Origin of the sequence: Streptomyces sp. NPDC051684 (genome assembly GCF_044453445.1) — a bacterium.
Classification (GTDB): domain Bacteria; phylum Actinomycetota; class Actinomycetes; order Streptomycetales; family Streptomycetaceae; genus Streptomyces.
On the sequence record NZ_JBITCS010000023.1, the window covers coordinates 72736 to 99536 of the forward strand.

General features: G+C 70.1%; 25 protein-coding genes. 9 read left to right on the plus strand and 16 right to left on the minus strand.

From position 1 onward, the window contains the following. Positions 1-58: 58 nt before the first annotated feature. Positions 59-2572, minus strand: coding sequence for a DUF3516 domain-containing protein (locus tag ACIA8D_RS26415; RefSeq protein WP_399235958.1), 2514 nt, complete (start codon positions 2570-2572; stop codon positions 59-61). Positions 2573-2765: 193 nt separating this feature from the next. Between ACIA8D_RS26415 and ACIA8D_RS26420 the strand changes: the two genes are divergently transcribed. Next, the gene (locus tag ACIA8D_RS26420; protein WP_399235959.1) at positions 2766-3560 is read left to right on the plus strand and encodes a metal-dependent hydrolase; all 795 of its coding nucleotides are present in this window, start codon (positions 2766-2768) and stop codon (positions 3558-3560) included. A 61-nt stretch (positions 3561-3621) separates the two neighbouring features. Here the strand turns inward: ACIA8D_RS26420 and ACIA8D_RS26425 are convergent, their stop codons facing one another. From ACIA8D_RS26425 to ACIA8D_RS26440, 4 genes are read right to left on the minus strand one after another with little or no spacing between them, the layout of a single operon-like run. Continuing rightward, positions 3622-3828, minus strand: a complete 207-nt coding sequence (locus ACIA8D_RS26425; RefSeq protein ID WP_399235961.1) for a hypothetical protein — start codon at positions 3826-3828, stop codon at positions 3622-3624. Between the two features lie 16 nt (positions 3829-3844). After that, positions 3845-4144, minus strand: a complete 300-nt coding sequence (locus ACIA8D_RS26430) for a hypothetical protein (protein WP_399235963.1) — start codon at positions 4142-4144, stop codon at positions 3845-3847. Continuing rightward, positions 4125-4367 carry a sigma factor gene (locus tag ACIA8D_RS26435; protein WP_399235965.1) on the minus strand — a complete coding sequence of 81 codons (243 nt, stop codon included), beginning with the start codon at positions 4365-4367 and terminating at the stop codon, positions 4125-4127. Before ACIA8D_RS26435 ends, ACIA8D_RS26430 begins: the two co-directional genes overlap by 20 nt. Next, positions 4364-4528: a hypothetical protein gene (locus ACIA8D_RS26440; protein WP_399235966.1), complete on the minus strand. Its 165-nt coding sequence runs from the start codon at positions 4526-4528 to the stop codon at positions 4364-4366. The genes ACIA8D_RS26435 and ACIA8D_RS26440 overlap by 4 nt, the downstream gene beginning before the upstream one ends. Positions 4529-4648: 120 nt before the next feature. Here ACIA8D_RS26440 and ACIA8D_RS26445 point away from each other — a divergent pair, with 120 nt between their 5' ends. Next, positions 4649-5161: a hypothetical protein gene (locus ACIA8D_RS26445; protein ID WP_399235968.1), complete on the plus strand. Its 513-nt coding sequence runs from the start codon at positions 4649-4651 to the stop codon at positions 5159-5161. Between the two features lie 65 nt (positions 5162-5226). On the opposite strand, the gene ACIA8D_RS26450 is transcribed toward ACIA8D_RS26445, so the two are convergent. Together ACIA8D_RS26450 and ACIA8D_RS26455 are read right to left on the minus strand one after the other, a co-directional pair. Beyond that, positions 5227-7026, minus strand: a complete 1800-nt coding sequence (locus ACIA8D_RS26450) for an ABC transporter ATP-binding protein (RefSeq protein WP_399235970.1) — start codon at positions 7024-7026, stop codon at positions 5227-5229. After that, a complete protein-coding gene (locus tag ACIA8D_RS26455; protein WP_399235972.1) occupies positions 7023-8849 on the minus strand; it encodes an ABC transporter ATP-binding protein in 1827 nt (608 codons plus the stop codon). Before ACIA8D_RS26455 ends, ACIA8D_RS26450 begins: the two co-directional genes overlap by 4 nt. 190 nt (positions 8850-9039) lie before the next feature. Between ACIA8D_RS26455 and ACIA8D_RS26460 the strand changes: the two genes are divergently transcribed. Further along, positions 9040-9795: a L,D-transpeptidase family protein gene (locus tag ACIA8D_RS26460; protein ID WP_399235974.1), complete on the plus strand. Its 756-nt coding sequence runs from the start codon at positions 9040-9042 to the stop codon at positions 9793-9795. Between the two features lie 43 nt (positions 9796-9838). On the opposite strand, the gene ACIA8D_RS26465 is transcribed toward ACIA8D_RS26460, so the two are convergent. From ACIA8D_RS26465 to ACIA8D_RS26475, 3 genes are all read right to left on the minus strand, one after another. Next, a complete protein-coding gene (locus ACIA8D_RS26465) occupies positions 9839-11266 on the minus strand; it encodes a Gfo/Idh/MocA family oxidoreductase (RefSeq protein WP_399235976.1) in 1428 nt (475 codons plus the stop codon). A 172-nt stretch (positions 11267-11438) separates the two neighbouring features. After that, a complete protein-coding gene (locus ACIA8D_RS26470) occupies positions 11439-14357 on the minus strand; it encodes an FAD-binding and (Fe-S)-binding domain-containing protein (protein ID WP_399235978.1) in 2919 nt (972 codons plus the stop codon). Between the two features lie 13 nt (positions 14358-14370). Continuing rightward, positions 14371-14814 (minus strand): MarR family winged helix-turn-helix transcriptional regulator, encoded by a 444-nt coding sequence (locus ACIA8D_RS26475; protein ID WP_399235980.1) that lies wholly within the window; start codon positions 14812-14814, stop codon positions 14371-14373. 94 nt (positions 14815-14908) lie between these two features. Between ACIA8D_RS26475 and ACIA8D_RS26480 the strand changes: the two genes are divergently transcribed. Continuing rightward, positions 14909-16723, plus strand: coding sequence for an ABC transporter ATP-binding protein (locus ACIA8D_RS26480; protein WP_399235983.1), 1815 nt, complete (start codon positions 14909-14911; stop codon positions 16721-16723). Between the two features lie 120 nt (positions 16724-16843). Beyond that, positions 16844-17677 carry an endolytic transglycosylase MltG gene (mltG, locus tag ACIA8D_RS26485; RefSeq protein ID WP_399235984.1) on the plus strand — a complete coding sequence of 278 codons (834 nt, stop codon included), beginning with the start codon at positions 16844-16846 and terminating at the stop codon, positions 17675-17677. Between the two features lie 182 nt (positions 17678-17859). Here mltG and ACIA8D_RS26490 read toward each other — a convergent pair whose 3' ends face one another. From ACIA8D_RS26490 to ACIA8D_RS26515, 6 genes are all read right to left on the minus strand, one after another. Next, the gene (locus tag ACIA8D_RS26490; protein WP_399235986.1) at positions 17860-18972 is read right to left on the minus strand and encodes an NAD(P)-binding domain-containing protein; all 1113 of its coding nucleotides are present in this window, start codon (positions 18970-18972) and stop codon (positions 17860-17862) included. Positions 18973-19061: 89 nt separating this feature from the next. Next, complete coding sequence (locus ACIA8D_RS26495; RefSeq protein ID WP_399235988.1) at positions 19062-20255, minus strand: LLM class flavin-dependent oxidoreductase; 1194 nt, start codon at positions 20253-20255, stop codon at positions 19062-19064. A gap of 4 nt (positions 20256-20259) precedes the next feature. Continuing rightward, positions 20260-21309, minus strand: a complete 1050-nt coding sequence (locus tag ACIA8D_RS26500) for an ABC transporter substrate-binding protein (RefSeq protein WP_399235990.1) — start codon at positions 21307-21309, stop codon at positions 20260-20262. Between the two features lie 89 nt (positions 21310-21398). Continuing rightward, positions 21399-22157 carry an ABC transporter ATP-binding protein gene (locus ACIA8D_RS26505; protein WP_399235992.1) on the minus strand — a complete coding sequence of 253 codons (759 nt, stop codon included), beginning with the start codon at positions 22155-22157 and terminating at the stop codon, positions 21399-21401. Beyond that, positions 22130-23038: an ABC transporter permease gene (locus ACIA8D_RS26510; RefSeq protein ID WP_399235993.1), complete on the minus strand. Its 909-nt coding sequence runs from the start codon at positions 23036-23038 to the stop codon at positions 22130-22132. Before ACIA8D_RS26510 ends, ACIA8D_RS26505 begins: the two co-directional genes overlap by 28 nt. 123 nt (positions 23039-23161) lie before the next feature. After that, positions 23162-23284 carry a putative leader peptide gene (locus ACIA8D_RS26515; RefSeq protein ID WP_399235995.1) on the minus strand — a complete coding sequence of 41 codons (123 nt, stop codon included), beginning with the start codon at positions 23282-23284 and terminating at the stop codon, positions 23162-23164. A gap of 83 nt (positions 23285-23367) precedes the next feature. On the opposite strand from ACIA8D_RS26515, the gene ACIA8D_RS26520 reads away from it, so the two are divergent. From ACIA8D_RS26520 to cutA, 4 genes are all read left to right on the plus strand, one after another. Then, positions 23368-23790, plus strand: a complete 423-nt coding sequence (locus ACIA8D_RS26520; RefSeq protein ID WP_399235997.1) for a YjbQ family protein — start codon at positions 23368-23370, stop codon at positions 23788-23790. Between the two features lie 72 nt (positions 23791-23862). Beyond that, a complete protein-coding gene (locus ACIA8D_RS26525) occupies positions 23863-25428 on the plus strand; it encodes a recombinase family protein (protein ID WP_399235999.1) in 1566 nt (521 codons plus the stop codon). Between the two features lie 111 nt (positions 25429-25539). Then, entirely contained in the window at positions 25540-26193 is a 654-nt protein-coding gene (locus tag ACIA8D_RS26530; protein WP_399236001.1) for a hypothetical protein, read from the plus strand. A 272-nt stretch (positions 26194-26465) separates the two neighbouring features. Beyond that, positions 26466-26792, plus strand: coding sequence for a divalent-cation tolerance protein CutA (gene cutA / locus ACIA8D_RS26535; RefSeq protein WP_399236003.1), 327 nt, complete (start codon positions 26466-26468; stop codon positions 26790-26792). The last annotated feature ends 9 nt before the right edge of the window (positions 26793-26801 follow it).

A 26801-nucleotide genomic window follows, 5' to 3' on the forward strand; every position in this document is an offset into this window, starting at 1 on the left:
GCCGGGGTGCTCCGGCGCGGGGGAGCGGACGGAATCTACCGGCCGGCCGTCCTCGGATCTACAACTGACCGACGTCCGTGACCCGGACGACGGCACGGCCCTCGGCGTCGGACGCCGCCAGGTCGACCTCGGCGCTGATGCCCCAGTCGTGGTCGCCGTTCGGGTCCGCGAAGGTCTGGCGCACCTTCCACAGCCCGTGCTCCGGGTCCTCCTCGATCATGAGCAGCTTGGGGCCGCGCGCGTCGGGCCCGGTACCGAGGTCCTCGTACTCGTCCCAGTACTTGTCCATCGCGTCGCCCCAGGCGTCCGCGTCCCAGCCCGAGTCGCCGTCCATGTCGCCGAGTTCCTCGACGTTGTCGAGCGCCGCCAGCTCCACGCGGCGGAACATGGCGTTGCGGACGAGGACCCGGAAGGCGCGCGCGTTCGTCGTGACCGGCTTGACCTCGTCGGCCTTCTCCTGGGCCTCCTCGGCGGTCATCTCACCCGGGTTGGCGAGCTGCTCCCACTCGTCCAGGAGGCTGGAGTCAACCTGGCGCACCATCTCGCCCAGCCAGGCGATCAGGTCCTCCAGGTCCTCCGACTTCAGGTCGTCGGGCACCGTGTGGTCGAGGGTCTTGTACGCGCTCGCCAGGTACCGCAGGACGATGCCCTCGGTGCGGGCCAGCTCGTAGAAGGACACGAACTCCGTGAACGTCATGGCGCGTTCGTACATGTCGCGGATCACGGACTTCGGCGACAGCGGGTGGTCGCCGACCCACGGGTGGCTCTGCCGGTACGTGTCGTAGGCGTGGAAGAGCAGCTCCTCCAGGGGCTTCGGGTACGAGATGTCCTGGAGGCGCTCCATCCGGTCCTCGTACTCGACCCCGTCCGCCTTCATCAGGGCCACGGCCTCGCCGCGCGCCTTGTTCTGCTGGGCGTGCAGGATCTGCCGCGGGTCGTCGAGCGTGGACTCCACGACGGACACCATGTCCAGGGCGTACGAGGGCGACTCCTTGTCGAGCAGGTCGAACGCGGCGAGGGCGAACGTCGACAGCGGCTGGTTCAGCGCGAAGTCCTGCTGCAGGTCGACGGTCAGGCGCACGATGCGGCCGGTCGGGTCCGGTGTGTCCAGTTTCTCGACGATGCCGCCGTCCAACAGCGAGCGGTAGATCGCGATGGCCCGGCGGATGTGCCGCAGCTGCGCCTTGCGCGGCTCGTGGTTGTCCTCCAGGAGGTGTCGCATCGCGTCGAAGGCGTTGCCCGGGCGGGCGATGACCGACAGAAGCATCGTGTGCGTGACACGGAAGCGCGAGGTGAGCGGCTCGGGGTCGGAGCCGATCAGCTTCTCGAAGGTGTTCTCCGTCCAGGCGACGAAGCCCTCGGGAGCCTTCTTGCGGACGACCTTGCGGCGCTTCTTGGCGTCGTCGCCGGCCTTCGCGAGGGCCTTCTCGTTCTCGATGACGTGCTCGGGCGCCTGCGCCACGACGAGGCCCGCCGTGTCGAACCCGGCACGGCCCGCGCGGCCCGCGATCTGGTGGAACTCCCGCGCGCGCAGGGTCCGCACGCGCGTGCCGTCGTACTTGGTGAGCGCGGTGAACAGCACCGTACGGATCGGCACGTTGACGCCGACGCCGAGCGTGTCGGTGCCGCAGATGACCTTCAACAGGCCCGCCTGGGCGAGCTTCTCCACCAGGCGGCGGTACTTCGGCAGCATGCCGGCGTGGTGCACGCCGATCCCATGGCGTACGTACCGGGACAGGTTGCGGCCGAACTTGGTGGTGAACCGGAAGTTGCCGATCAGCTCGGCGATCTGGTCCTTCTCCGCGCGCGTGCACATGTTGATGCTCATCAGCGACTGCGCGCGCTCGACGGCCTGCGCCTGCGTGAAGTGCACGATGTAGACGGGCGCCTGCTTGGTCTCCAGGAGCTCGGTGAGCGTCTCGGTGATCGGCGTGAGCCGGTACTCGTACGAGAGCGGGACGGGGCGCGTCGCCGAGCGGACCACCGACGTGGTCCTGCCGGTGCGACGCGTGAGGTCCTTCTCGAACATGGAGACGTCGCCGAGCGTCGCCGACATCAGGATGAACTGCGCCTGCGGCAGTTCGAGCAGCGGGATCTGCCAGGCCCAGCCGCGGTCCCCCTCCGCGTAGAAGTGGAACTCGTCCATCACGACCTGGCCGATGTCGGCCTGTGCGCCGTCGCGCAGCGCGATGGACGCGAGGACCTCGGCGGTGCAGCAGATGACGGGCGCGTCCGAGTTCACGGAGGCGTCGCCGGTCAGCATGCCGACGTTCTCCGTGCCGAAGAGCTTGCACAGCTCGAAGAACTTCTCGGACACCAGCGCCTTGATGGGCGCCGTGTAGAAGGTGACCTCGTCCCGCGCGAGCGCGGCGAAGTGCGCACCGGCGGCGATCATGGACTTGCCGGACCCGGTGGGCGTGGAAACGATCACGTTCGCGCCCGACACCACCTCGATCAGCGCCTCCTCCTGGTGGGGATAGAGGGTGAGCCCACGCTCCTCGGCCCACGACTCGAAGGCTTCATAGAGGGCGTCCGGGTCGGCGGTCTTCGGGAGCTGATCGATAAGGGTCACGGCACCATCTTGCCTGCCTTCCGGCTCGATCCGGCAATCGGATGTCGGAGCGAAGATCACGAAGGCTACGCTGGGTCGCCGACGGGGCGTCAGCACGCGCGCGGCCCTGACGGGGCAACTCGGCGCAGCAATACGGAACATGTCGGCACATCGCGCGCGGCCGGCACAACAGAAACAGGGGCGGAACACAGCCATGATGGGACCGGCACACTCGCTGTCAGGAGCGGCGGCCTGGCTGGGGGTGGGGGCGGCGACGACGGCAGCCGGGTACCCGATGCCATGGCCGGTCCTCCTCGTCGGAGCGCTGATCTGCGCGGGCGCCGCACTCGCCCCGGACCTCGACCACAAGTCGGCGACCATCTCGGGCGCCTTCGGCCCCATCTCCCGGGGCCTGTGCGAGATCGTCGACAAACTCTCGTACGGCGTCTACAAGGCGACGCGGATGAAGGGCGACCCCCGGCGCTCGGGCGGCCACCGCACGCTCACCCACACGTGGGTGTGGGCGGTCCTCATCGGAGCGGGCGCCTCGGCCCTGGCGATCTTCGGTGGCCGTTGGGCCGTCCTCGGGATCCTCTTCGTGCACATGGTGCTCGCCATCGAGGGACTGCTGTGGCGGGCGGCCCGCGGGCACAGCAGCGACCTCCTCGTCTGGCTGCTCGCGGCGACCAGCGCGTGGATCCTCGCGGGCATCCTCGACCAGCCGGGCAACGGCTCGGACTGGCTGTTCACGGACCCCGGCCAGGAGTACCTGTGGCTGGGCCTGCCGATCGTGCTCGGCGCGCTGGTGCACGACATCGGGGACGCGCTCACCGTCTCGGGCTGCCCGATCCTGTGGCCCATCCCGATCGGCCACAAGCGCTGGTACCCGATCGGGCCGCCGAAGCCGATGCGATTCCGGGCCGGCAGCTGGATCGAGTTGAAGGTGCTCATGCCCGTGTTCATGCTGGCCGGCGGCGTGGGGTGCGCGGCCGCGCTGAACTTCATCTGACCGCGGGCCGGCCCACCCGCGGGCCGGCCCACCCGCGGGCCGGCCCACCCGCGGGCCGGCCTCAGCCGTCCAGGTCCGCGGACGACCACACCCGGCCGGTGTGGTCGACCAGGTCGACCCGGTCGATCGAGCTCGCTGCCCCCTGGGCGGTCCAGGTGGCCCGCCCGGACTCCGGCAGCCACCAGTGGCCCGCATCGCGGACGGAGCCGTCCTTCAGCAGGAGCCGGCACGTGTAGTAGCCGCCGGAGCCACCGTCCGAGATCTGCATGACGACCACACGCTGGTCACCGACGCGGCTGGGCTCGACCGTGCCCACCGTCGTGCCGGAGCAGGGCCGGTCGCAGCGCGCGGCGCCGCGCGGGCCGGTGCACGTCGAGGCGTTCAAGGACCCGCGCGTCGAACCCCGCCGGGGCGGCGAGCGCGGGCGCCGCGGGCAGCACGCTGTCGACGGCCCCGGACAGGCCGTCGTACACCGAGCGGCAGCTCGTGCACAGGGAGAGGTGCCGCAGCAGCTCGTCCTGCCCACCGGAGAGGGTACCGAGGGCAAGAGCGACCAGCTCGTCCTCATCGGGGTGGCGGGCCATCGCTGCTCTCCTCCTTCGACGCCTCACGCAGCCTTCGCAGGCCGGTCCGGATCCGGGTCTTGGCGGTACCGAGCGGGATGTCCTCGTGCCGGCCCACCTCCTGCGCCGTGCACCCGCCGAGCACCGCCAGGGCGACCGTCAGCAGCCAGGTCAGGGCCGAGGCGCGGCGGGCGTCGTAGCTGCCCGCGGCCCGCCAGGCCCTGACGAACACCTCCTGGCTCACGTCCTCCGCCAGTGCGGAGTCACGGTGACCGACAGCGCGAGGCCGTACACCGCGTCCTGGAAGCGGCGCACGAAGGCGACGGCCGCCTGCTCGTCGCCCAGGGCGAACCCGGCGACGAGCGAGGCGTCGTCGGCGCGATCCGCCCGCGAGAACAGTTCCACGCCCCCTTATACGTACGAAAGAGGTGACGGGATTGCACGCGACGTCCGTGTTCCGTCGGGTGGCGCAATCCATCGGCGTCCCCGGTCCGTACAACCTCTACGAGAAGGGACGGAATGATCATGAGGAATCTCAGGATCGGCATGGCCGGGTTCGCTCGCGTGGCGGCCCTCGGGCTGGCGGGCTGCGGGGGTGGTGGCGGCGGCTCGGACGGCGGCTCACCCGCGGCCAAGGACGCCTCCACGCTGCGCACGGGCGATTCCCCGATGGGCAAGATCCTCGTCGACGGCAAGGGACGCACGCTCTACCTGTTCACCAGCGACGCAAAGAACAGCAACTCCATGAAGTGCGACGCGCAGTGCGTCAAGGAATGGCCGCACATGGAGGGCAAGCCGAAGGCGGGCGCCGGAGTGCGGGCGGACCTCATCGCCACGACGAACGGGAGCGGCACGGCCCAGGCGACGTACGCCGGACACCCGCTCTACTACTACGCCGACGACCACAGGGCCGGGGACACGAAGGGCCAGGGCATCGACCAGATCTGGTACGTCCTCGACTCCCACGGCAACGCGATCAAGAAGGCCGAACCCGGGGACACCGGGCAGGACAACGACACGGGTGGCAACGGCTACTGAGGCGACGCCGGCCGGAAGCCGTCCCGAGGACAGGGCTCCCGACCGCCGCCGTCGTCGTCGTCACGTCAGCCGTGCCAGGACCGCCACAGCGCCGCGTACGCGCCGTCGGCCGCGACCAGGTCGTCGTGGCTGCCGAGTTCGCGGATCCGGCCGTCCTCGACCACGGCGATCACATCCGCGTCGTGCGCGGTGTGCAGCCGGTGCGCGATGGCCACGACCGTGCGGCCGTCGAGGACCCGGCCCAGCGAGCGCTCCAGGTTGCGGGCCGCCCGCGGGTCGAGCAGCGAGGTCGCCTCGTCCAGGACCAGCGTGTGCGGGTCGGCCAGGACAAGCCGGGCCAGGGCGATCTGCTGGGCCTGCGCGGGGGTGAGTGCGACCCCGCCCGAGCCGACCTCCGTGTCGAGGCCGTCGGCGAGAGCCTCGGCCCACCCGTCGGCGTCGACCGCGCCCAGCGCGGCCCACAGCTCCGCGTCCTCGGCGCCGGTCCGCGCCAGCCGGAGGTTGTCGCGCAGGGAGCCCACGAAGACGTGGTGCTCCTGGTTGACCAGGGCCACATGGGAACGGACCCGTTCGGCCTGCATCCGGGAGAGCTCCGCGCCGCCCAGCGTGACCTGCCCCGTTCGCGGCGCGTAGATCCCGGCGAGCAGCCGCCCGAGCGTCGACTTGCCCGCGCCCGAGGGGCCCACCAGGGCGAGCCGTGTTCCCGGCGCGACCTCCAGGGACACCTTGCGCAGCACGTCGACGCCCTCGCGGTAGCCGAAGTGCACCGCGTCCGCCTGGACGGCACGGCCGTCGGGCCGCACGGAGGCGTCGCCCGCGTCCGGCTCGATGTCCCGCACGCCCACGAGCCGGGCCAGCGACACCTGGGCGACCTGAAGCTCGTCGTACCAGCGCAGGATCAGGCCGAGCGGATCCACCAGCATCTGCGCGATGAGCGCACTCGTGGTCAGCTGCCCGACATCGATCCAGCCCCGGAGGACGAAGACACCGCCGACCATGAGCACCGACAGCAGCACGAGGACGTGCACGGTGTTGATCGCAGGGAAGAGCACGGAGCGCAGATACAGGGTGTAGCGCTCCCATGCGGTCCATTCCTTGACGCGCTGCTCCGACAGCTCGATGCGGCGGTCACTGAGCCGGTGCGCCTCGATGGTGCGCCCGGCGTCCACCGTCTCGGTGAGCGCGGCGGCGACGGCCGCGTACCCGGCGGCCTCCGAGCGGTACGCGGACGGGGCCCGCTTGAAGTACCAGCGGCAGCCGAGCACCAGGACGGGCACGGCGATGAGCAGCGCGGGCGCCAGCGGCGGCGCGGTCACCGCGAGCCCCCCGACGAGCAGCGCCGCCCACACGACACCGATGGACAGCTGCGGTACGGCCTCCCGCATCGCGTTCGCGAGCCGGTCGATGTCCGTGGTGATCCGGGACAGCAGATCACCCGTGCCGGCCCGCTCCAGGACGCCGGGCGGCAGGCCCACGGACCGCACGAGGAAGTCCTCCCGCAGATCCGCCAGCATCCGCTCCCCGAGCATCGCCCCGCGCAGCCGCACCTGCCGGATGAACACGGCCTGGACCACCAGGGCCAGCGCGAACAGGCCGATGGTGCGTGCCAGTTGGGGCCCTTCGAGCGTGTCGACGCCGCCCGGGTCGTCTGAGACGTCCTGGATCAGTCCGCCGAGCAGGTACGGGCCGACCATCGACGCGATGACGGCGACCGTGTTCACGACGATGAGCAGGAGGAACTCGCGCCGGTGGCGTTGGTACAGCTCGCGCACATAGGCGCGGACCGTGGCCGGAGCGCCGACCGGCAGGGTGTGCGCCGTGGTGGGGGCCGCCGGGTCGTAGGCCGGGGGCGCTACGCCGATCATGCCGTCTCCTCGATGTCGATCTCGATTTCGGTCCCGGCGCCGACCCGGGCGCCGGGGGATGACTGCTCCTCGTCGGTCTCGCGGGTGACGACCGCGCGGTACCGGGGCTCGGTGCGCACCAGTTCGCGGTGCTCGCCGACCGCGGCGACCGCCCCTTCGTGGACGAACACCACGCGGTCGGCGCGGTCGAGGAGCAGCGGTGACGAGGTCAGCACCACGGTCGTGCGACCGGTGCGCAGCGCGCGTACGCCCTGGGCGATCCGGGCCTCGGTGTGCGAGTCGACGGCGGACGTCGGCTCGTCGAGGACCAGCGTCCGCGGGTCGGTGACCAGAGAGCGGGCCAGAGCGAGGCGCTGGCGCTGGCCGCCGGACAGGGACCGGCCGCGTTCGGTGATGCGGGTGGTCATCGGGTCCTCGTCCGGGGCGCCCTGGGCGAGGGCGTCCAGAACGTCGGAGCACTGGGCGGTGGCCAGCGCCTCGGTGGGCGAGACGCCTCCGGAGGCCGGTACGTCGAGGAGTTCGGCGAGCGTGCCCGAGAGCAGCACCGGGTCCTTGTCCTGGACGAGCACGGCCGTCCGCGCGACATCGAGCGGCAGTTCGTCGAGCGGCACACCGTCGAGCAGGACGGACGGCGCCGGCTCGCCCGCGCCCTCGTCGGCCGCGGAAGCGGGGTGCCCGCCGAGCCGGTCGGCGAGACGCCCCGCCAGGTCCGGATCGCCGCAGACCACGGCGGTGAACCGCCCCGCGGGAGCCAGCACGCCGGTCGCAGGGTCGTACAGGTCGCCTGCCGGTGCCTTCGCCTCGCGCAGCCCGCCGTCCGGCTCCGTGACGCGCTCCAAGGACAGCACCCTGGAGGCGCGCTGCGCGGACGGCCGGGAGAACGAGTACGCCATGGCGATCTCCTCGAAGTGGCGCAGCGGGTAATTGAGGAGCATCACGCCGCTGTAGACGGTGACCAGTTCACCGACGGTGATCCGGCCCTCGCGCGCGAGGTGCACCCCGTACCAGACGAGCGCGATCGTCAGCAGCCCCGGAAGGAGGACCTGGATCGCGGAGATCAGCGCCCACATGCGCGCGCTGCGCACGGCGGCCCGGCGCACGTCCTGCGAGGCGCGGCGGTAGCGGTCGAGGAACAGCTCCTCGCCGCCGATGCCGCGCAGCACCCGCAGGCCCGCGACGGTGTCCGAGGCGAGTTCGGTGGCGTGGCCCGCCTTCTCGCGCTGGTGGTCCGCGCGCCGGGTGGCGCGGGGGAGCAGCGGGAGCACGGCGAGGGCCAGGACCGGCATGCCGATCGCGACGACGATGCCCAGCGCGGGCTGGTAGATCAGGAGGCCGATGGAGGCGATGACGACGGTGAGCGCGGCGGCGGCGAAGCGGGACAGCGCCTCGACGAACCAGCCGATCTTCTCCACGTCACCGGTGGACACGGCGACGACCTCGCCCGCGGCGACCCGGCGGGTCAGCGCGGCGCCCAGCGTCGCGGTCTTGCGGGCGAGCAGTTGCTGGACACGGGCGGCGGCGGTGATCCAGTTCGTGACCGCCGTCCGGTGCAGCATCGTGTCGCCGACCGCGACGCCGATGCCGAGCAGCACGATCAGCGTGCCGGCCTTGGCGAGACCGGAGCCGGAGCGGTCGACGACCGCCTGCACCGCGTAGCCGACGCCGTACGCGAGGCCGGCGACGGAGACGAAGTGGATCAGGCCCCAGACAAGGGACTTGGCCTGTCCACCGAGCTGGTTCCGGCCGAGCCAGAGCAGGAACCGGGGACCGGAGCGTGCGTCCGGCACACCCGGGTCTGGATACGGAAGGTCGGAGATCTGCATGACGTCCCAGGGCTCGAAGCGGGGTGGATCGAAGAAGCGGACTCAAAGGCAGCAAACCGTGAAAGGTTCGCGTCCCGTGGCGAGCCGAGGCAAACGGTTTTCCGTCGCCGGGCGGGGAAACGGACCGGATCGTTCGCCGTGATCGGAGTCGGTCCCACGGTTTCCGGCCCGTGGTGCGACCATGGAAGGCATGCGGAGTGCGGGTGCGATCAGGGCGGGCGTCGCGATGGCGGCCTGCGGTGTGCTGCTGACGACGGTGGCCGCCTGCGGCGCCGACGGCGACGGCGACGGCGGGAAGAAGACCACGGGCGGCGCGCAGGCGTCGGGCGGAGCGTCCAAGGGCGCGGAGGCGCGTGCGGCGGATCTCAAGCGCATTCCGGGCGTGGGGGACCGCTACCAGAAGCAGATCCCGGAGAACGCCCGCCAGGTCGTCGCCGTGTACGGCGACGGCAAGGACGCCACGGGCTCCAGCATCGCCCTGTTCACCAAGTCCGGCGACACCTGGAAGAAGCAGCGCGGCTGGTCCGGGCACAACGGCAAGAAGGGCTGGACGACGCGCCACCACGAGGGCGACAAGCGCAGCCCCGTCGGTGTCTTCACGCTCAGCGACGCCGGTGGCGTGCTCGCCGACCCGGGAGCGAAGCTGCCGTACACGCAGACGGCGTCGATCCAGGCCCCGCACTACTGGGCGAAGTCGCACTGGCACGACTTCGACTACGTCATCGCCATCGACTACAACCGCGCCAAGGGCACGCCGCCCAACGACCCGACCCGGCCGCAGGGCCAGTCCAAGGGCGGCAGCATCTGGCTGCACATGGACCACGGCAGCGGCACCTCGGGCTGCGTGAGCCAGTCGAAGGGCGACATGGAGTACTTGCTCAAAACGCTCGACCCGAAGCAGCACCCCGTGGTCGTCATGGGCGACAAGGCCGAGCTCAAGGCCTGAGGCGCGCGGGCGGCGGCGCCCCGCTCGGGGCGCCGCCCCGTGCTCAGGTCTCGCTCGGCTTCTCCGAGTCGACACCGCCGCGTTCCTTGCGCCAGCCACCGCGCGTGAAGTCGGGGATCTGCTGCGGCGCGCCCTTCGCCTTGATCGAGAGGTGGCTCAGCGGAACCGGCGAGGTCCAGGTGGCGGCGTCGTACACATCGAAGTCGGGGACAAGACCGAGGCACATCGTCTGCATCAGACGGAACACCATGATGTAGTCCATGCCGCCGTGCCCGCCCGGCGGGTTCGCATGCTCCTTCCACAGCCAGTGGTCCCAGTCGGCGTACTTCGCGAAGTCGCCCCAGGCGTCGTTGGCGTGGTCGGGCTCGATGTAGATCCGCGCCGGATAGTCCTCGAACACGCCCTTCGTTCCGCCGAGTTGGTTGATCCGCGAGTACGGGTGCGGGGTGCTGACGTCGTGCTCCAGGCGGATCACGCGGCCCTTCGCCGTCTGGACCAGGCTGATCGTGCGGTCCGACTCGATGTACGTCTCCTTCCAGCTCGGGTCGCCCTTGGGCATGTGCGCCTCGCGGTACTCGGCGAGGCCGAGGGCGGGGGTGCCGAAGCTGGAGATGTGGGTGACGCGGTCGCCGCGGTTGATGTTCATGTAGTTCGCGACCGGACCGAAGCCGTGGTTCGGGTACAGGTCGCCGCGCAGCCGCGTGTGCCACAGCCGGCGCCACGGGCCCTCGTAGTAGTCCGGGTCGAACATCAGGCCGCGCAGGTCGTGGTTGTACGCGCCGGCGCCGTGCAGCAGATCGCCGAACTTGCCCGCGTGGGCCATCCGCAGGACGCGCATCTCGTTGCGCCCGTAACAGCAGTTCTCCAGCTGCATGCAGTGTCTTCGCGTGCGCTCGGACAGGTCCACCAGCTCCCACAGCTGGTCCAGTTGGAGCGCGATGGGACATTCGACGCCGACGTGCTTGCCGTTCAGCATCGCCGTCTTCGCCATCTCGAAGTGCCAGTCCCACGGCGTCGCCACGTACACGAAGTCGATGTCCCCGCGCTTGCACAGGTTCTCGAAGTCGTGATCGCCTTTGACGTATACGGCGGGCGCGGGCTGCCCCGCCGCCGTCACCTTCGCCGCCGCCTTGGCGGTCTTCTCCTTGACCGGGTCGCACAGGGCGACGACCCGGACGCCCGGGATCGCCAGGAAGAGGTCGATCATGCTGCCGCCACGATTGCCGAGGCCGACGATGCCGACCCGGACGGTGGACCGCCGCTCGAACGGCACGCCGATCATCGTGTCGCCCTGCCGGGCGGGAGCGTTCGCCTGTGAGGGGACGGAGGAGGTTTCGGCAGCGTGGGCGACGCCGGGGCCGAACGCGGAGAGGCCAAGGCCGGCCCCCGCGACGCCCGCGGTGCGCAGGACGTCGCGGCGTGAGTGACTGTCGGGAGGGGTGGCGTCCAAGGGCTGGCTGTCGTCGTGCATCGGACCTCCAAGGCTGGTGGGTGCGGTGCCGGGCAAACGCAAGCCACCTTGGAGGGAGTGAGGGAGGGGCGCAAGGGACGGAAATAGATGGGGAGTTGGACTTTCCTTAACCCGCCTGGGCGCCTGGGCGGCACCCGCCTTGGGATACCCGCCATCGGAGACCGATCGGAGATCAGGGCCGGGTCGCGCGCTCCAGCTCCACCAGTACGGAGTGGTAAGTGCGGCCCGTCGCATGGTCCATGCCGACCTCGCACATCCGGTTCGCCGACAGATGGGCGTCGTACGCGCGCGAGGTCACCTCCGCGGCCTCCTTCGCCGTGGCGGACTCGGTCAGCTCCTTGTGGAGCATGCCCCGGTCGCCCGCGAAGCCGCAGCAGCCCGCGTCGTCCGGCATCACCACCTCGTCGGCGCAGGCCTCGGCGACGGATCTCAACTGGGCCACGTCGCCCAGGTGTTCCATGGAGCACGTGGGGTGCAGCACGGCGGAGCCGATCGTGCGCTCGATGGTGAGCCGCGGCAGCAGCTCCTCGGCCGCCCAGACGAGGGAGTCCACGATGGTCAGCTCCGCGTGCAACTCCCGGTTGTCGTCGGTGAGATAGGGCACCACCTCGTGCGCGATGCCCAGCGTGCACGAGGAGGCGTCCACCACGAGGGGGAGCCGCCCGCCGCCGGTCCAGGCCCAGGCCGACTCGACGATCCGGTTCGCCATCACCGTGTTGCCCTCGTCGTAGCCCTTGGAGTGCCAGATGGTGGCGCAGCACGTGCCGGCCACGTTGTCCGGGATCCATACGGGCTTGCCCGCGCGCGCGGAGACCGCGACGACGGCCTGAGGCAGCGATACGTCGCCGGGGGTGCCGAAAATGCGGTTCACGCACGCCGGGTAGTAGACGGCCGTGGCCCCCACGCGCGCGGTGCGCGGTAGTTTCCGGGCCGCCGCGGCAGGTACCTCCGGGAGCCATTCGGGCACCAGGTCCGGCCGGATCGCCTTGCGCGCGGCACCCGTCACGGTCGACAGGAGGCGGTCGCCGATCTTGTCGGCCGCCGCCACGGCGAGCCGGGCCGAGGCCTCCACCGCCTTGAAGTTCTTCGCGACGAGCGCGGCGGTGCGCTCCTCTCGTGGCGAGTGCCGGGCATGCCGGAAGGTCTTCATGAACGCGCCCGTGTCGATGCCGACCGGACAGGCCAGCTTGCACGTCGAGTCGCCGGCGCAGGTGTCCACGGCGTCGTACCCGTAGGCGTCGATCAGCTCGTCCTCGACCGGCGAACCGGACGGCTGGCGCATCATCTCGCGGCGCAGCACGATCCGCTGGCGGGGCGTGGTCGTCAAGTCCTCGCTGGGGCAGGTGGGTTCGCAGAATCCGCACTCGATGCACGGGTCGGCGATCAGCTCCACCTTGGGGATCGTCTTGAGGCCCCGCAGATGGGCCTTCGGATCGCGGTCGAGCACGATGCGCGGCGCGAGCACCCCGTCCGGGTCGATGACCTGCTTCGTGCGCCACATCAACTCCGTGGCCCTGGCGCCCCATTCGAGCTCCAGGAAGGGGGCGATGTTGCGGCCCGTCGCGTGCTCCGCCTTCAGGGAGCCGTCGAACCGATCGACCGTGAGGCGGCAGAACTCGTCCATGAACGCCGCGTACCGCTCGACGTCCGCGGGCTTGCCCGCGTCGAACGCCAGCAGGAAGTGCAGATTGCCGTGCGCGGCGTGGCCCGCGACCGCGGCGTCGAAGCCGTGCCGCGTCTGGAGTTCGAGCAGCTCCTCGCAGGCCTCCGCGAGCCGCGAGGGCGGCACCGCGAAATCCTCCGTGATGAGCGTCGTGCCCGACGGGCGCGAGCCGCCGACCGCCGTCACGAACGCCTTGCGCGCCTTCCAGTACTCCGCGATGGTCTTCGCGTCCCGCGTGAACGCGTTGGTCACCGAGGCCACGGGCGCTACGAGTTCGAGCCCTTCGAGGGCCTTCGCGGCTGCCGCCTCGTAGGTGGCCTGCGTGCTCTCGTCCGGAGCGCGGAACTCCACCAGCAGCGCCGCCGTCTCCTTGGGCAGCTCCGCCCAGTCCTGGGGCACGCCCTGCACGCTGACCGAGGCGCGCAGCGTATTGCCGTCCATCAGCTCCACGGCAAGGGCGCCCGCCTCGTTGAACACCGGCACCGCCGCCGCGGCCGCCGTCAGCGAGGGGAAGAACAGCAGCGCCGTCGACACCTGCCGGTCCAACGGCAGGGTGTCGAAGACGACTTCGGAGATGAACCCGAAGGTGCCCTCCGAGCCCACCATCAGCCCGCGCAGGATCTGCACCGGCGTCCCGCCGTCGAGGAAGGCGTCGAGACGGTACCCGTTCGTGTTCTTGATCTCGTACTTGGCGCGGATCCTGCGGGTGAGCTCCGCGTCCTGCTCGATCTCCCGCTTGATGGCCAACAGGCCCTCGCACAGCGCCGGTTCGGCGTGCGCGAGATCCTCGTCCGCGTGCGGGTCACCCGTGTCCACGACCGTGCCGGACGGCAGCACGAAGGTGAGGGAGGAGACCGTCCTGTACGAGTTCCGGGTCGTGCCCGCCGTCATCCCCGACGCGTTGTTCGCCACCACGCCGCCCACCGTGCAGGCGATCGCGCTCGCCGGGTCGGGGCCGAGTACCCGCCCGTGCCGCGCGAGCGTGGCGTTCGCTCGCACGATCGTGGTGCCCGGGTCGATCCGCGCGCGCGAACCGTCGCCCAGCACCTCGATGCCCGCCCAGAACTTGCGGACGTCGACGAGGATGTCCTCGCCCTGCGCCTGCCCGTTCAGCGACGTGCCCGCCGCGCGGAAGACGACCTCGCGGCCCCTGCCGTGCGCGTAGGAGAGCACCGCCGACACGTCGTCGATGTCCTCGGCGACCACCACGACCTGCGGCACGAAGCGGTACGGACTGGCGTCCGACGCGTAGCGCACCAGATCCGAGATCTTCGTGAGCACCTTGTCCGCGCCGAGCAGCTCCGTCAGCTCCGAGCGCAGCGGCTCGGGCGTGCCACCGGCCTGCCGGTCCGCGACCCGGTCGGGCGCCGGTCCCGACGAGCGGGGTCCGGGACGCAGGGCTTCCGGCTTCGGCTCCAGCAGCGGCATGGCCTCTCCTAGTTCAGCAATCGCGGTCGTGCGCGGCCCCGAACAGCGTGTTCAGCAAAACCGTCAGCTGCGCGCGCTGCTCCTTGTCCAATGGGGCCAGGATCTCCTCTGCCGCCGCGTGGCGCGCGCTGCGCAGCTCCCGCAGGGCTGCCCGGCCCTTGTCGGTGAGCTCGATCCGGATGACCCGGCGGTTCGTGGGATCCGGCGCGCGGCGCACCAGATCGGCCGCCTCCAGGCCGTCCACCGTCGTCGTCACGGCGCGCGGGACCACCTCGAGGCGCTCCGCCAGATCGGCCATGCGTGGCGGCGTCTCGTAGTGCACCAGCGTGCGCAGCAGCCGGGACTGCGCGGGGGTGATCCCGACCGGCTCCAGCTGGCGCCGCTGCAGCCGCTGCAGGCGGCGGGTCAGCCGCAGCAGCTGCTCGGCGAGGAAACCGTCGGCGTCCGGTGTCTTCATGTCGGGAACATTATCAGGACCCTGTGCATTGTGAATAGAGGTAACAGTGCACTATGCTCCTCAAAGTTCGATCTCTGAAGTCTCTAGGAGGCCCATGCCCCGCGACGAAATCCGCTGGACGCCGCCTCCCGATGCCCAGGCATCGGGCCAGCCGCGGCAGATCCGCCGCATCCTGTCCCTGTTCCGCCCCTACCGCGCCCGGCTCGCCCTCGTCGGCCTGCTCGTCTGCGCCGCCTCGCTGGTCACGGTCGCGACGCCGTTCCTGCTCAAGGAGATCCTCGACGTCGCCATCCCGCAGGGCCGCACCGGGCTGCTCAGCCTGCTCGCCCTCGGCATGATCGTCAGCGCCGTCGTGACGAGCGTGTTCGGTGTCCTGCAGACACTGATCTCGACGACGGTCGGCCAGCGCGTCATGCACGATCTGCGCACGGCCGTCTACGGCCGGCTGCAGAGCATGTCCCTCGCCTTCTTCACCAGGACCCGCACCGGCGAGGTCCAGTCCCGCATCGCCAACGACATCGGCGGCATGCAGGCGACGGTGACCTCCACCGCGACCTCCCTCGTCTCGAACCTGACGAGCGTCGTCGCCACGGTCGTCGCGATGATCGCCCTCGACTGGCGCCTGACGATCGTCTCGTTGCTCCTGCTGCCGGTCTTCGTGTGGATCAGCCGCCGGGTCGGCCGCGAGCGCAAGAAGATCGCCACGCAGCGCCAGAAGCAGATGGCCGCGATGGCAGCCACGGTCACCGAGTCGCTCTCCGTCAGCGGCATCCTGCTCGGCCGCACCATGGGCCGCGCCGACTCCCTCACCAGGGCGTTCGCCGACGAGTCGGACGAACTGGTCGGCCTTGAGGTCCGGTCGAACATGGCGGGGCGCTGGCGGATGGCCGTCATCAGCATCGTCATGGCCGCCATGCCCGCGGTGATCTACTGGGCGGCCGGAATCGCCCTGCACTTCGGCGGCCCCACCGTCTCGATCGGCACGCTCGTCGCGTTCGTCTCGCTCCAGCAGGGCCTGTTCCGGCCGACCGTGAGCCTGCTGCAGACCGGCGTCCAGATCCAGACCTCGCTCGCCCTGTTCCAGCGCATCTTCGAGTACCTGGACCTGCCGGTCGACATCACCGAGCGCGAGGACGCGGTCCGCCTCGACACCGTCAAGGGCGAGGTCCGCTTCGAGAACGTCGAGTTCCGCTACGACAGCGACGACGAGCGGCAGGACGCGATCCTCGACGGCATCGACCTCACCGTCCCCGCGGGCGGCAGCCTCGCCGTCGTCGGCCCCACCGGATCCGGCAAGTCCACGCTCAGCTACCTGGTGCCGCGGCTCTACGACGTCACGGGCGGCCGCGTCACGCTCGACGGCGTGGACGTACGCGACCTGGACTTCGACACCCTCGCGCGCGCGATCGGCGTGGTCTCGCAGGAGACCTACCTCTTCCACGCCTCGGTCGCCGAGAACCTGCGCTTCGCCAAGCCCGACGCGACCGACGATGAGTTGCACGCGGCGGCTCGCGCGGCCCAGATCCACGAGCACATAGCCTCCCTGCCGGACGGCTACGACACCGTGGTCGGCGAGCGCGGTCACCGCTTCTCCGGGGGCGAGAAGCAGCGCCTGGCCATCGCCCGCACGATCCTGCGGGACCCGCCGGTGCTCATCCTCGACGAGGCGACCAGCGCGCTCGACACCCGCACCGAGCACGCCGTGCAGGAAGCCATCGACGCGCTCTCGGCCAACCGCACGACGCTCACGATCGCGCACCGTCTCTCCACGGTCCGCGGCGCCGAGCAGATCGTGGTCCTGGACTCCGGCCGCATAGCCGAGCGCGGGACGCACGAGGAACTGCTCGACCGGCAGGGCCGCTACGCGGCGCTGGTGCGGCGGGACGCGCGCGTGGAAGCGGCGGCCTGACGGAGCGCGGGCCCGGCGCGCCACGACACCAGAGCGAACAGTGGGGAGAGAGACCGTGAGGGAGTGGAGGAGGCCGGAGATATGTCAGGGATGTTCTGACGCAGGGGTTACCGTTCCGGCATGCAGACCGAGACTCCGCGACGGAGCACGACGCGAATCACGCGCCGAGGCCGCGTCGCCATGACGGTGACCGGGGCCGTCGTGGCGGCAACCGCCGTCGCCGTACCGCTGGTACTGGCGGGTGAGGACGAGCCGAGCCGGGTTCTGACCATTCCGGAGGGCTGGCGTTCGGGCCAGGTGTACGAGGCGGTCGACAAGGTGCTCGACGCCCCGGCCGGCACCACGAAGAAGGCCGCGGCCAAGTCGCACCTCAAGCTGCCGGGGGACGCGGGTGGCAACGCCGAGGGGTACCTCTTCCCGGCGACGTATCCCTTGAACGACAAGTCGACCCCGCAGTCGGTCCTTTCGTACATGGTCGACACGGCCAACAAGAGGTTCGGCGGCAGCGCCACCACCGCGGGCGCCGAGCGCAACGCCGTGAACCCGTACCAGCGCGTGATCATCGCGAGCATCGTGCAGGCCGAGGCGGACAACAAGGAAGACATGGGCCGGGTCGCCCGCGTCATATACAACCGGCTCGACCACGACATGCCGCTGCAGATGGACTCCACCATCAACTACGCGCTCGGCCGTTCCACGCTGGCCACCACGCACGACGACACTAAGATCAAAAACCCGTACAACACCTACGCGCGCAAGGGGCTGCCGCCCACGCCGATCGGCAACCCGGGGGAGCAGGCGATGCGGGCGGCGACCAGGCCGTCGTCGGGTGACTGGCTGTACTTCGTGACGGTCAAGCCGGGGGACACGCGCTTCACCGCGGACCTGGGTGAGCAGGAGAAGAACGTGGCGGAGTTCAACAAGATCCAGGCTGAGGCGAAGAAGGACGGCTGACGGGGCTTCTGGGGCGTGCCGGGGGTGCCGTGGCTTCTCGGTGGGCGAGGCCGGCGCCCGCCTGACGGGGCCCGACCGGGCTGGTCCGGGGCAGGGGCAACGGCCGGGGCAGGCGCCGGAGCCTGGCGCGAAGGTGTCCCGCCGGCGGTTCGGTTCGGTTCGGTGCGGCCGGCCGCGGCGCCTCACACCGCTACCGGCGTCCTCCGCCCCAGTAGTCGCTCGATGTCGCGGACCGCGGCGCGACCCGCGCGGTTCGCGCCGATGGTGCTCGCCGACGGTCCGTAGCCCACCAGGTGGATCCGGGGGTCGAGGGCCGCGTGCGTGCCCTCCATCCGGATGCCGCCGCCGGTTTCCCGCAGCTTCAGCGGGGCCAGATGCTCGATGGACGCCCGGAACCCGGTGGCCCAGAGGATCACGTCGGCCGCCACCTCATGCCCGTCGTCCCAGGCGACGCCGGTCGGTGTGATCCGGTCGAACATGGGGTGCCGGTCGAGGACACCGTCCGCGCGGGCCTCCCGGATCGCATCGTTCACCGGAAGCCCGGTCACCGACACCACGCTCAGCGGCGCGAGTCCCTGGCGCACCCGCTCCTCGACCTTCGCCACGGCGGCCCGCCCCTGCTCCTCGCCGAAGGGGCCGTCACGGAAGACGGGCGGCCGGCGCGTCACCCAGGTCGTCGAGGCGGCGCCCGGGGCGATCTCCATCAGGTGCTGCGTCCCGGAGGCCCCGCCGCCCACGACCACGACCCGCTGACCAGCGAACTCCTCGGGCCCTTGGTACTGCGCGGTGTGCAGCTGCCGCCCGCGGAAGGTCTCCTGTCCCGGGTAGCGCGGCCAGAACGGCCGGTCCCAGGTGCCGGTCGCGTTGATCAGGGCGCGTGTCGACCACACCCCGTCGGAGGTCTCGACGAGGAGCCGCCTGCCCTCGCCCTCGCGCACCGCCCGCACGTCGACCGGGCGCCGTACGCGCAGGTCGAAGGCCTCCTCGTACGAGGTGAAGTAGCCGGAGACGACCTCCGCCGACGGGCGTGCGGGGTCGGCGCCGGTCAGTTCCATGCCGGGAAGGGAGTGCATGCCGTGGACCTTGCCGTAGGTGAGCGAGGGCCAGCGGAACTGCCAGGCGCCGCCCGGGCGGGGCGCGTGGTCGAGGACGACGAAGTCCCGTTCCGGCTGGAAGCCCACGCGGCGCAGGTGATAGGCGGCGGAGAGGCCGGCCTGGCCGGCGCCGATGACCACGACGTCGACCGCCCGCGGTCCGGTGGCGTGGGCGTCGTCTCGTACCCCGATATCGTTCACGTTTCTACTAACTCCATCGGGGTGCGAGATCTTCCCGCCGTCCTAGCCCGGTACGGACCCGGTTCGGACCCGGTACGAGCCCGTACGAGTCACGCCCAGGGCGGAGTCGGCTCAGCGCCCGCCCGCGAGACCGCCAGCGGCGCACCGGACCGGTGCGCGACCGGCTCCACGAGCCCGCGCGCGGTCAGCTCCGGAATGACTCCCTCCCCGAACCAGTACGCCTCCTCCAGATGCGGATACCCGGAGAGCACGAAGTGCTCGATGCCCAGCGCGTGGTACTCCGCGATCCGGTCGGCGACCTCGGCATGGCTGCCGACGAGCGCCGTCCCCGCCCCGCCGCGCACCAGTCCGACCCCGGCCCACAGATTCGGCGAGGTCTCCAGGCTGCTCCGCTCGCCACCGTGCAGCGCGAGCATCCGCTGCTGCCCGACCGACTCGCTGCGCCCGAGTGCGGCCTGTGCGGCGGAGATCGCCTCGGGGGAGAGGTCGTCGAGCAGCCGGTCCGCGGTGGCCCACGCGTCCCGCGCCGAATCGCGCGAGATGGTGTGCAGCCGGATCCCGAACCGCACCGTGCGTCCCTCGCGCTCGGCCAGTTCGCGAATCCAGTCGATCTTCTCCTTCACCTGCTCCGGCGGCTCGCCCCACGTCAGATACACGTCGGAGTGCCGCGCCGCGACGGGCCCCGCGGCGGCCGACGACCCACCGAAGAAGACCTCTGGCACCGGGTCGGGCGCGAGCGCCGTGTATCCACCGTCGACCCGGTAGTGCTCCCCGGTGAAGTCGAACGGAGCCTGCGAGCTGCCGCCCCACACGCCACGCACCACCGAAAGGAACTCGTCGGTGCGGGCATAGCGCTGATCGTGATCGAGATGGTCACCGAAGCGCCGCTGCTCGGCCGAGTCGCCGCCGGTGACGACGTTGAGCAAGAGCCGTCCGTTCGTGAGGCGTTGATACGTCGACGCCATCTGCGCGGCGAGCGTCGGCGAGATCACGCCCGGCCGGAAGGCCACGAGGAACTTCAGCCGCTCGGTGTGCTGCGCGAGCGCGACCGTCGTGAGCCACGCGTCCTCGCACCATGTACCGGTGGGAGTGAGGACGGCCTCGAACCCCAACTGCTGTGCCGCCTTGGCGATTTGAACGAGATAGTCGAGGTCGGGCGCGCGCACTCCGGAGATCGGACCACCGGGCGTGCGCTCGAGGTCTCCGCCGCTGAAGGCGTGCCGGTCGACGAGCGTGCGCCCGTCGCCACCGGTCGGCAGGAACCAGTGCAGGTGGACGTTCATGACCTCAGGACTCCTTGCCGTACGTGCGCGGGGCGGTGGTGGACGTCGGCAGCTCGCCGTTGAAGCGCGTGTCGACGTACTTCGAGAAGTCGACCTTGCGCGGAATCAGCTTCAACTGGGTGAAGGTGTCGGCGATTTGCTGCTCGGAGGAGATGACGTTCTTGTCGACGGCGACCGTGACACGTGTGCCGTTCGTGCGCCGCACGGCGTCGTACGCCGCCCCGTACGGCAGCCCGGTGTCCTTGGCCCACACCTTCGCCCACGCCTGCGGGTGCTTGAAGACCCAGTTCTGGGCGCGCCGCAGCCGGTCCAGGTAGTCCTTGATCGCGGCCGACTTCTTCTTGTCGGCGAGGGCGCCGGGGGCGGCGACCTGGAACGCGAGCCCGTTGGTGACACCATCGCCGTCGGTGAGTACACGGCCGAGCTTCCCGCGCAGCGCCTGCGAGGTGTACGGGTCCCAGACGGCCCACGCGTCGACCTTGCCCGCCGTGAACGCGGCCAGCGCGTCGGCCGGTTGCAGGTATTTCAGCTTCACGTCCTTCAGCCCGAGCCCGACCTTCTTGAGCGAGGCGACGAGCTGGTAGTGCGCGGAGGACCCCTGGGCCACGGCGATCGACCTGCCCTTGAGTCCAGCCGGGCTCTTCAGCTTCGAGCCGTTCGGGACGAGGATCGTGTCGCCCTTGGCGGTCCCGTGACTGGCGGACACCACCTTGATCTTCGAGTCGGCACCGGCCGCGAAGACGGGTGGTGTGTTGCCGACGCCGCCGATGTCCACCGCCTTCGCGTTGATGGCCTCGAGGAGGGGCGGTCCCGAGGTGAAGGTGGACCAGCGAATCTTGTAGTCCAGGTCGTCGAGCTCCCCGGCGGCCCGCAGAACGGCCTCCGAACCGCCCTTCTGGTCCCCGACGTTGAGGGTGAGCGAGCCTTTCCCGTCGACGCCGCCGCCGCTGCCACCGCTGCCGGTGGAGGTGCTGGCGGTCGAGGCGCCGGAGCAGGCGGCGAGCAGGAGGACGAGGGGAGTGAGGAGGGCGCCGGCTATGAGGGGGCGTCGCATGCCGAGTCCGTTCAGAGGTGGGGTGGTTGACGTACTACGAGAAGTCGAGGTCTGACGAGAAGGGGGGGGCAGTGGGGCGAGGGCGAGGATCAGTGGGCCGACTCGTCCACGCCCAGCCGCTGCAACAGCTCCGCGCGCAGCTCGGCGAAGCGCGGATCGGTGAGATCGCGGGGTCGCTCCAGGTCGATACGGGCCTCATGTGCGATGACGCCGTCGTCCATGACGAGAACCCGGTCGGCCAGCAGTACGGCCTCCTCGACGTCATGGGTCACCAACAGCACCGCGCAGCCTCGCTGTTGCCACAACTCGCCGACGAGACGCTGGGCCTTGATCCGTGTCAGCGCGTCGAGCGCGCCGAACGGCTCGTCGAGCAGCAGCAGGTCGGGCTCGCGCACGAGGGCGCGGGCGAGCGAGGCGCGCTGGGCCTCGCCGCCGGAGAGCGTCTTCGGCCAGGCGTCCGTACGGTGCCCGAGCCCCACCTCCTCCAACGCCCGCTCGGCGACGTCGCGTTCGGGCTTGCCCGGCAGGCCGAGCAGTACGTTGCGCCATACCCGCTTCCACGGCATGAGCCGCGGCGCCTGGAACGCGACGGCCTTGCGCCGTGGCACGAGCACGGTGCCGTCGATGTCACGGTCGAGCCCGGCGAGGATGCGCAGCAGCGTGGACTTGCCGCACCCGCTGCGCCCGAGCAGGGCAACGAACTCCCCTGGCTGAATGTCGAGTTGCAGGTCGTCGATGACGGCACGGCCGTCGAAGCACCGGGTGAGCCCTTCGACGTGCACGGCGCGGCCGGTACCGACGGCGGTCTCGGGGGAGCGGGTCACCGGCCGGTGAACGTCGGTCGCCATTGCAGCAGCAGCCTTTCGAGAGAACGGACGACGAAGTCGGCGAGCAGGCCGAGGAACGCGTAGACGATCAGGCAGACGACGATGACGTCGGTGCGCAGGAAGTCCCGGGCCTGCACCATGAGGAACCCGATGCCGGCATCGGCGTTGATCTGCTCGGCGAAGACGAGCGCGAGCCACGCGATGCCGAGCGAGTACCGCAGCCCGGTCATGGCTCCGGGCAGCGCACCCGGCAGCACCACATGACGTACGAGACCCCACCGGCTGAGCCCCAACGACTCGCCTGCCTCGATGAGTTGGGAGTCCACCCCGCGAATCCCGGCGTACACATTCAGGTACAGCGGAAAGGACACACCAAGGGTGATGATGGCGACCTTCGGTGCCTCACCGATCCCGAACCAGATGATGAACAGCGGGATCAGTCCGACGAACGGCACGGTCCGCAGCATCTGCACGCTCGCGTCGACGAGGTCCTCGCCGATCCGGAAGAGGCCGGACAGCAGCGCGAGCCCGGTCCCGACGGCAACACCGCACAACAGCCCGACGGCGACGCGCTGCAGCGAGACACCCATGGCGGCGGGCAGCGACCCGTCGGAGACGAGGTCCGCACCGACCCGCGCGATGGTGCCCGGCGACGCCAGCACCTCAGGCGTCAACACCTCTACGGATGTGAGGACTTGCCACAGTACGAGGAACAGCAGGGGCCCACTGGTGCGGCGCAGCCAGCGGGGCACGCGGGTGCGCCGCGCGGAGGAGGGGACGAGGGGAACGAGTTCGGGCGCGGACGCTGTGGAACCGGTCGAGTCGGGGCCGGTGGACGCGCCCTGTTTTCCGGCAGACGAACTTTCGGCAGGCGAAACGGGCGGAGCATGACTGATGCTCATGGCACTCCATGGCAGGCGAGGGCACGCCTCGGCGTCAGGGGGCGCGCGTCAGCGGCGCGCCGTCACGGACGAACACCGGAGCGGCAGCGAAAAGAAAGGTGAGGAAAAGCAGGGGGGAAGGCGTCAGCAGCCGAAACGACACGCGGCAGAGGCCACCCGCAGCAGGTCGATGTGACCGCGCGTGGTGAGCATGGCTGAACGCAACATGCGGCAGAACGTATCCACTTGTCGACCTACGGTCAACATCGTCTCAGCGCGTGGACCGCACTCGCGGTATCCGGTGCGTCCCACCACAGGCCGACGCGCCCCGAGCGAGGGACAATGTCCCCATGTCAGACGTTTTCACGACCCGAGTACTGGACATCACGACCGGCTCCGCCGAGCGCGTCGTCGACCTCACCCGCGACTGCGAGTCCTTCCTGCGTGAGGTCGCCCCCGGCCGCGACGGCCTCCTCAACCTCTTCGTCCCGCACGCCACGGCCGGCATCGCCGTCATCGAGACGGGCGCGGGCAGCGACGACGACCTCCTCGCCGCCCTCCACACCCTCCTCCCCGCGGACGACCGCTGGCAGCACAGCCACGGCTCCCCGGGCCACGGCCGCGACCACGTCCTCCCGGCCCTCGTGCCGCCGCATGCGACGTTGCCGGTGGTGGACGGCGGGTTGGAGCTGGGGACGTGGCAGTCGGTGTGTCTGGTGGACACCAACATCTCTAATACCAATCGTCACGTTCGGTTGACTTTCATGGGGTGACCTGGGGCGGAGCAAGATCGTCCTTGGTGTGGCCGTCGATTCTCCTTACGCTGCGCGCGACGAGGAGAGGCGATGCACGACACGAACCTGGACGCGGTCGAACGGCCCTATGACGGATGCGGCAAGTGCCTGCTGGGCGTCCGTCGGCTGTCTCGTATGAAGGCGGCGACCTCGTCCCCGGAGCGGCAACGTGAGGACATCCTCACTGCTGCCGCCTCTGTCGGAGCTCACATCATCGGCTGGGCCGACGATTGGGAGGTCTCCGGAGCGACTGACCCGGTGACCCGACCGAAGCTCGGACCGTGGCTGCGCGACGAGCGGGGACCGTATGACGGTCTCGTCGCCGCTGCCGTCGACCGGCTCGGTCGTAACGTAGTCGACTGCTTGAACACCGGCTACAAGATGCGTGACGAGAACAAATTGCTCGTCACATACGGGCATGAGGGTCCATGGGAGTTGGACGACCCTGCGGACGAGAACCGCTTCACGATCGAGGCGTGGGGTGCTCAGATGGAACTGCGGTCCATTCAGCGCCGTAACAGGAGCGCCACGGTCAAGATGCGCGCTGCGGGTCGGCCGAAGGGTAAGCCGTCCTACGGGTTCCAACACGTCCGCCTCGTCATGGGCGGAAAGGTCGATCACGTGGAATGGCACCCGCACGCCTCCAAGGTGATACGCGAAGTCGCACGTCGAGTGCTCGCAGACCCGGTCAACGTCACTGCAAGCAGCGAAGCCGCGCGACTGAACCGGGCCAAGGTGCCGTGCCCCGCGGATCATCTGGCGGTGATGTACGGGCGTCCGTCGCGAGGTGGTCCGTGGTATCCGACGAGCCTGCGCGCCATTCTGCTGTCGGAGGCGGCGCTGGGGTACCTCATGCACAAGGGCAGGCCAGTGATCGGCAAGGACGGGAATCCGCTCCGCGTGAGCGACGGCTTGTGGGACCGAGCCACGCATGAAGCGCTCAAGTCGGCTCTCCTGGCTCGCAAGATGCCCACGCGCCGCACGAATCAGCCGTATCTCCTTACGGGAGTTGCGCTGTGCGGTAACTGTCACAACAGGCTGTACACGCAGACGTCCGTGAATGAACCGCCCCGCTACGTCTGCACGGCCAGGAACAAGGGCTGGCCGTCCGCCGACAACTGCCGACCCGCGCCGCTCATCCAGGCACGGCGCTTGGACGCTTGGGTCGCGGCCTGGTTCCTGGAGAAGTACGGAGCCGGCGAGATCTTCGAGACGGTGTACGACTCAGGTAACGGCGTAGCCGAGCGAATAGCCGAACTGCAGGCGAACCGCTCTCGCTTGCGCACCGATCGCGAGGCCGGCTTGTACGACGCTGAGGATGATGCCCGGTGGTTCCGGGAACGCTATGCCGACCTTGGACGTGAACTCGTGGCTCTGCAAGGCCAACCGTCCCGCCCGCCCGGCATTGTGCAGCGGCCGACGGGGGAGACGGTCGCCGACCGATGGGAAAAGGCTCTGGATGTCCAGGCGCGCAAGGAGATGCTGCTCGACTTCAACATCCGGGTGACGCTGTTCCCCGCTTCAGGTCCGGTCCGGTGGGTTCCCGGCATCGTGCATGGGCCGGAGCCCGACCCTGTCGGTCACCCCTACGCGACCGGCTCGTCAGTGGCGGCGTAACGCGGCGGCCGGGGATGCATCGCACGTCGCAGTACCAGATCTCCCCGGCTTCGCCAAAGCCAATCTGCCACGGAACCTGTCCCCCTAGAACCGAGAACAGGGAGGACACCGATGACTGCGATGCTGAATGCTGAAGCAGCAGGGACGTTTTGGGCGCCGGGCGATGAGCCAGGCCGCAACGGCCCGCGGGCGCGAAGCTGGCTGCTGACTACTGCAGACCACAGGGTCGCTGAAGCCTTGGCGGCCTTCCACACCCATGCAAGCTGGCGGGTCCGCACTCCTGGTGCGCATGAGGTCGATTTGAACTGCAGCCGTCTGGAAGTGCTTCTGCACGGAGACGCGCCGTTGAAGCGTCGCTTCGTCCAGCGGGTCGGTGAGGACCCCGTGCACACCTGTGACGGCCGGAAACGCCTCGCTCCGATGGACGGCGCAGGTGAATTGTGCGGCTGCCCCACGACCCTCGGCGCCAGGATGGCTGCTGCGCGCGCGGCTACGGGGCCTCGTCCCGAGAGCCGCGTCGTGTTCAAGCTCGCGGCAGCTCCGGAGCTGGCGATCTTTGAGTTCGTGTCTACGTCCTGGGAGTTCAGCGAGATGCTGGAGGCGTCGGGTATGCGTGACGCCGATGTTGCGATCGGCAGGGTTCTCTCGTTGCGCCAGCGCCAGCTGAGGACGCGATCCGGAACAGAGGTGAGCTTCGTCTTTCCGACCCTCACGATCGCAGCTCCGTCCGAAGGGAGTGAATGCAATCTCGAACTTGCCGCCTGAGAGCGAGATGTGAGACCGCTGACCGAGTTCCACCACATATTCAGGTTCTGACGGTTCTCCCCAGGTCAGGGGCGTGACAGTCCCTCGGCAGTCACCCAAGGTCAACGGCGGAGACGCCTAGGAGTCAGCACCACATGGCACAGCGCACGCTCGTCCGCGGCACGGGCACATCACCACGGAAGGCGGGTTCGCCCGCCCCGGCAACTACCACCCCATCGCCTGCGCAGACCACCTGGATAGGGTCGTGGTAACCGAGTTGGAGAGGTAGCCGCATGGACCACGAGATCGTGATCGCGCAGACGACCAGTGACGACGAGGAGCAGGCGAAGGCCCTCGCCAGAGGTGCTGTTGAGAGCAAGCTGGCAGCGGGCGTTCACATCGATGCGCCCATCACTGCCTTCTATTGGTGGCAGGGGAAGGTCGAAGCGGCTCAGGAGTGGCGGATCTCCTACATGACGTCGTCGGATCGCCTCCCCGCACTAGAGACGTGGCTTCACGAGAGGCACCCGTACGACGTCCCCCAGTGGGTCACGCTGCCCGTGACGGGAGGCTCGGAGGCGTACCTGTCCTGGGTCGTCGACGAGACGCGCCAGCGGTAAGGGCGCGTG

Coding starts and splice junctions, on each gene's coding strand:
- ACIA8D_RS26445 (WP_399235968.1), top strand. CDS start 4,649: ATGAGGAATCTCAGGATCGGCATGGCCGGGTTCGCTCGCGTGGCGGCC.
- ACIA8D_RS26460 (WP_399235974.1), top strand. CDS start 9,040: ATGCGGAGTGCGGGTGCGATCAGGGCGGGCGTCGCGATGGCGGCCTGC.
- ACIA8D_RS26455 (WP_399235972.1), bottom strand. CDS start 8,849: ATGCAGATCTCCGACCTTCCGTATCCAGACCCGGGTGTGCCGGACGCA.
- ACIA8D_RS26450 (WP_399235970.1), bottom strand. CDS start 7,026: ATGATCGGCGTAGCGCCCCCGGCCTACGACCCGGCGGCCCCCACCACG.
- ACIA8D_RS26515 (WP_399235995.1), bottom strand. CDS start 23,284: ATGTTGACCGTAGGTCGACAAGTGGATACGTTCTGCCGCATGTTGCGT.
- ACIA8D_RS26520 (WP_399235997.1), top strand. CDS start 23,368: ATGTCAGACGTTTTCACGACCCGAGTACTGGACATCACGACCGGCTCC.
- ACIA8D_RS26475 (WP_399235980.1), bottom strand. CDS start 14,814: ATGAAGACACCGGACGCCGACGGTTTCCTCGCCGAGCAGCTGCTGCGG.
- cutA (WP_399236003.1), top strand. CDS start 26,466: ATGGACCACGAGATCGTGATCGCGCAGACGACCAGTGACGACGAGGAG.
- ACIA8D_RS26505 (WP_399235992.1), bottom strand. CDS start 22,157: ATGGCGACCGACGTTCACCGGCCGGTGACCCGCTCCCCCGAGACCGCC.
- ACIA8D_RS26510 (WP_399235993.1), bottom strand. CDS start 23,038: ATGAGCATCAGTCATGCTCCGCCCGTTTCGCCTGCCGAAAGTTCGTCT.
- ACIA8D_RS26465 (WP_399235976.1), bottom strand. CDS start 11,266: ATGCACGACGACAGCCAGCCCTTGGACGCCACCCCTCCCGACAGTCAC.
- ACIA8D_RS26420 (WP_399235959.1), top strand. CDS start 2,766: ATGATGGGACCGGCACACTCGCTGTCAGGAGCGGCGGCCTGGCTGGGG.
- ACIA8D_RS26425 (WP_399235961.1), bottom strand. CDS start 3,828: ATGCAGATCTCGGACGGTGGCTCCGGCGGCTACTACACGTGCCGGCTC.
- ACIA8D_RS26480 (WP_399235983.1), top strand. CDS start 14,909: ATGCCCCGCGACGAAATCCGCTGGACGCCGCCTCCCGATGCCCAGGCA.
- ACIA8D_RS26470 (WP_399235978.1), bottom strand. CDS start 14,357: ATGCCGCTGCTGGAGCCGAAGCCGGAAGCCCTGCGTCCCGGACCCCGC.
- ACIA8D_RS26530 (WP_399236001.1), top strand. CDS start 25,540: ATGACTGCGATGCTGAATGCTGAAGCAGCAGGGACGTTTTGGGCGCCG.
- ACIA8D_RS26525 (WP_399235999.1), top strand. CDS start 23,863: ATGCACGACACGAACCTGGACGCGGTCGAACGGCCCTATGACGGATGC.
- ACIA8D_RS26430 (WP_399235963.1), bottom strand. CDS start 4,144: ATGGCCCGCCACCCCGATGAGGACGAGCTGGTCGCTCTTGCCCTCGGT.
- mltG (WP_399235984.1), top strand. CDS start 16,844: ATGCAGACCGAGACTCCGCGACGGAGCACGACGCGAATCACGCGCCGA.
- ACIA8D_RS26500 (WP_399235990.1), bottom strand. CDS start 21,309: ATGCGACGCCCCCTCATAGCCGGCGCCCTCCTCACTCCCCTCGTCCTC.
- ACIA8D_RS26495 (WP_399235988.1), bottom strand. CDS start 20,255: ATGAACGTCCACCTGCACTGGTTCCTGCCGACCGGTGGCGACGGGCGC.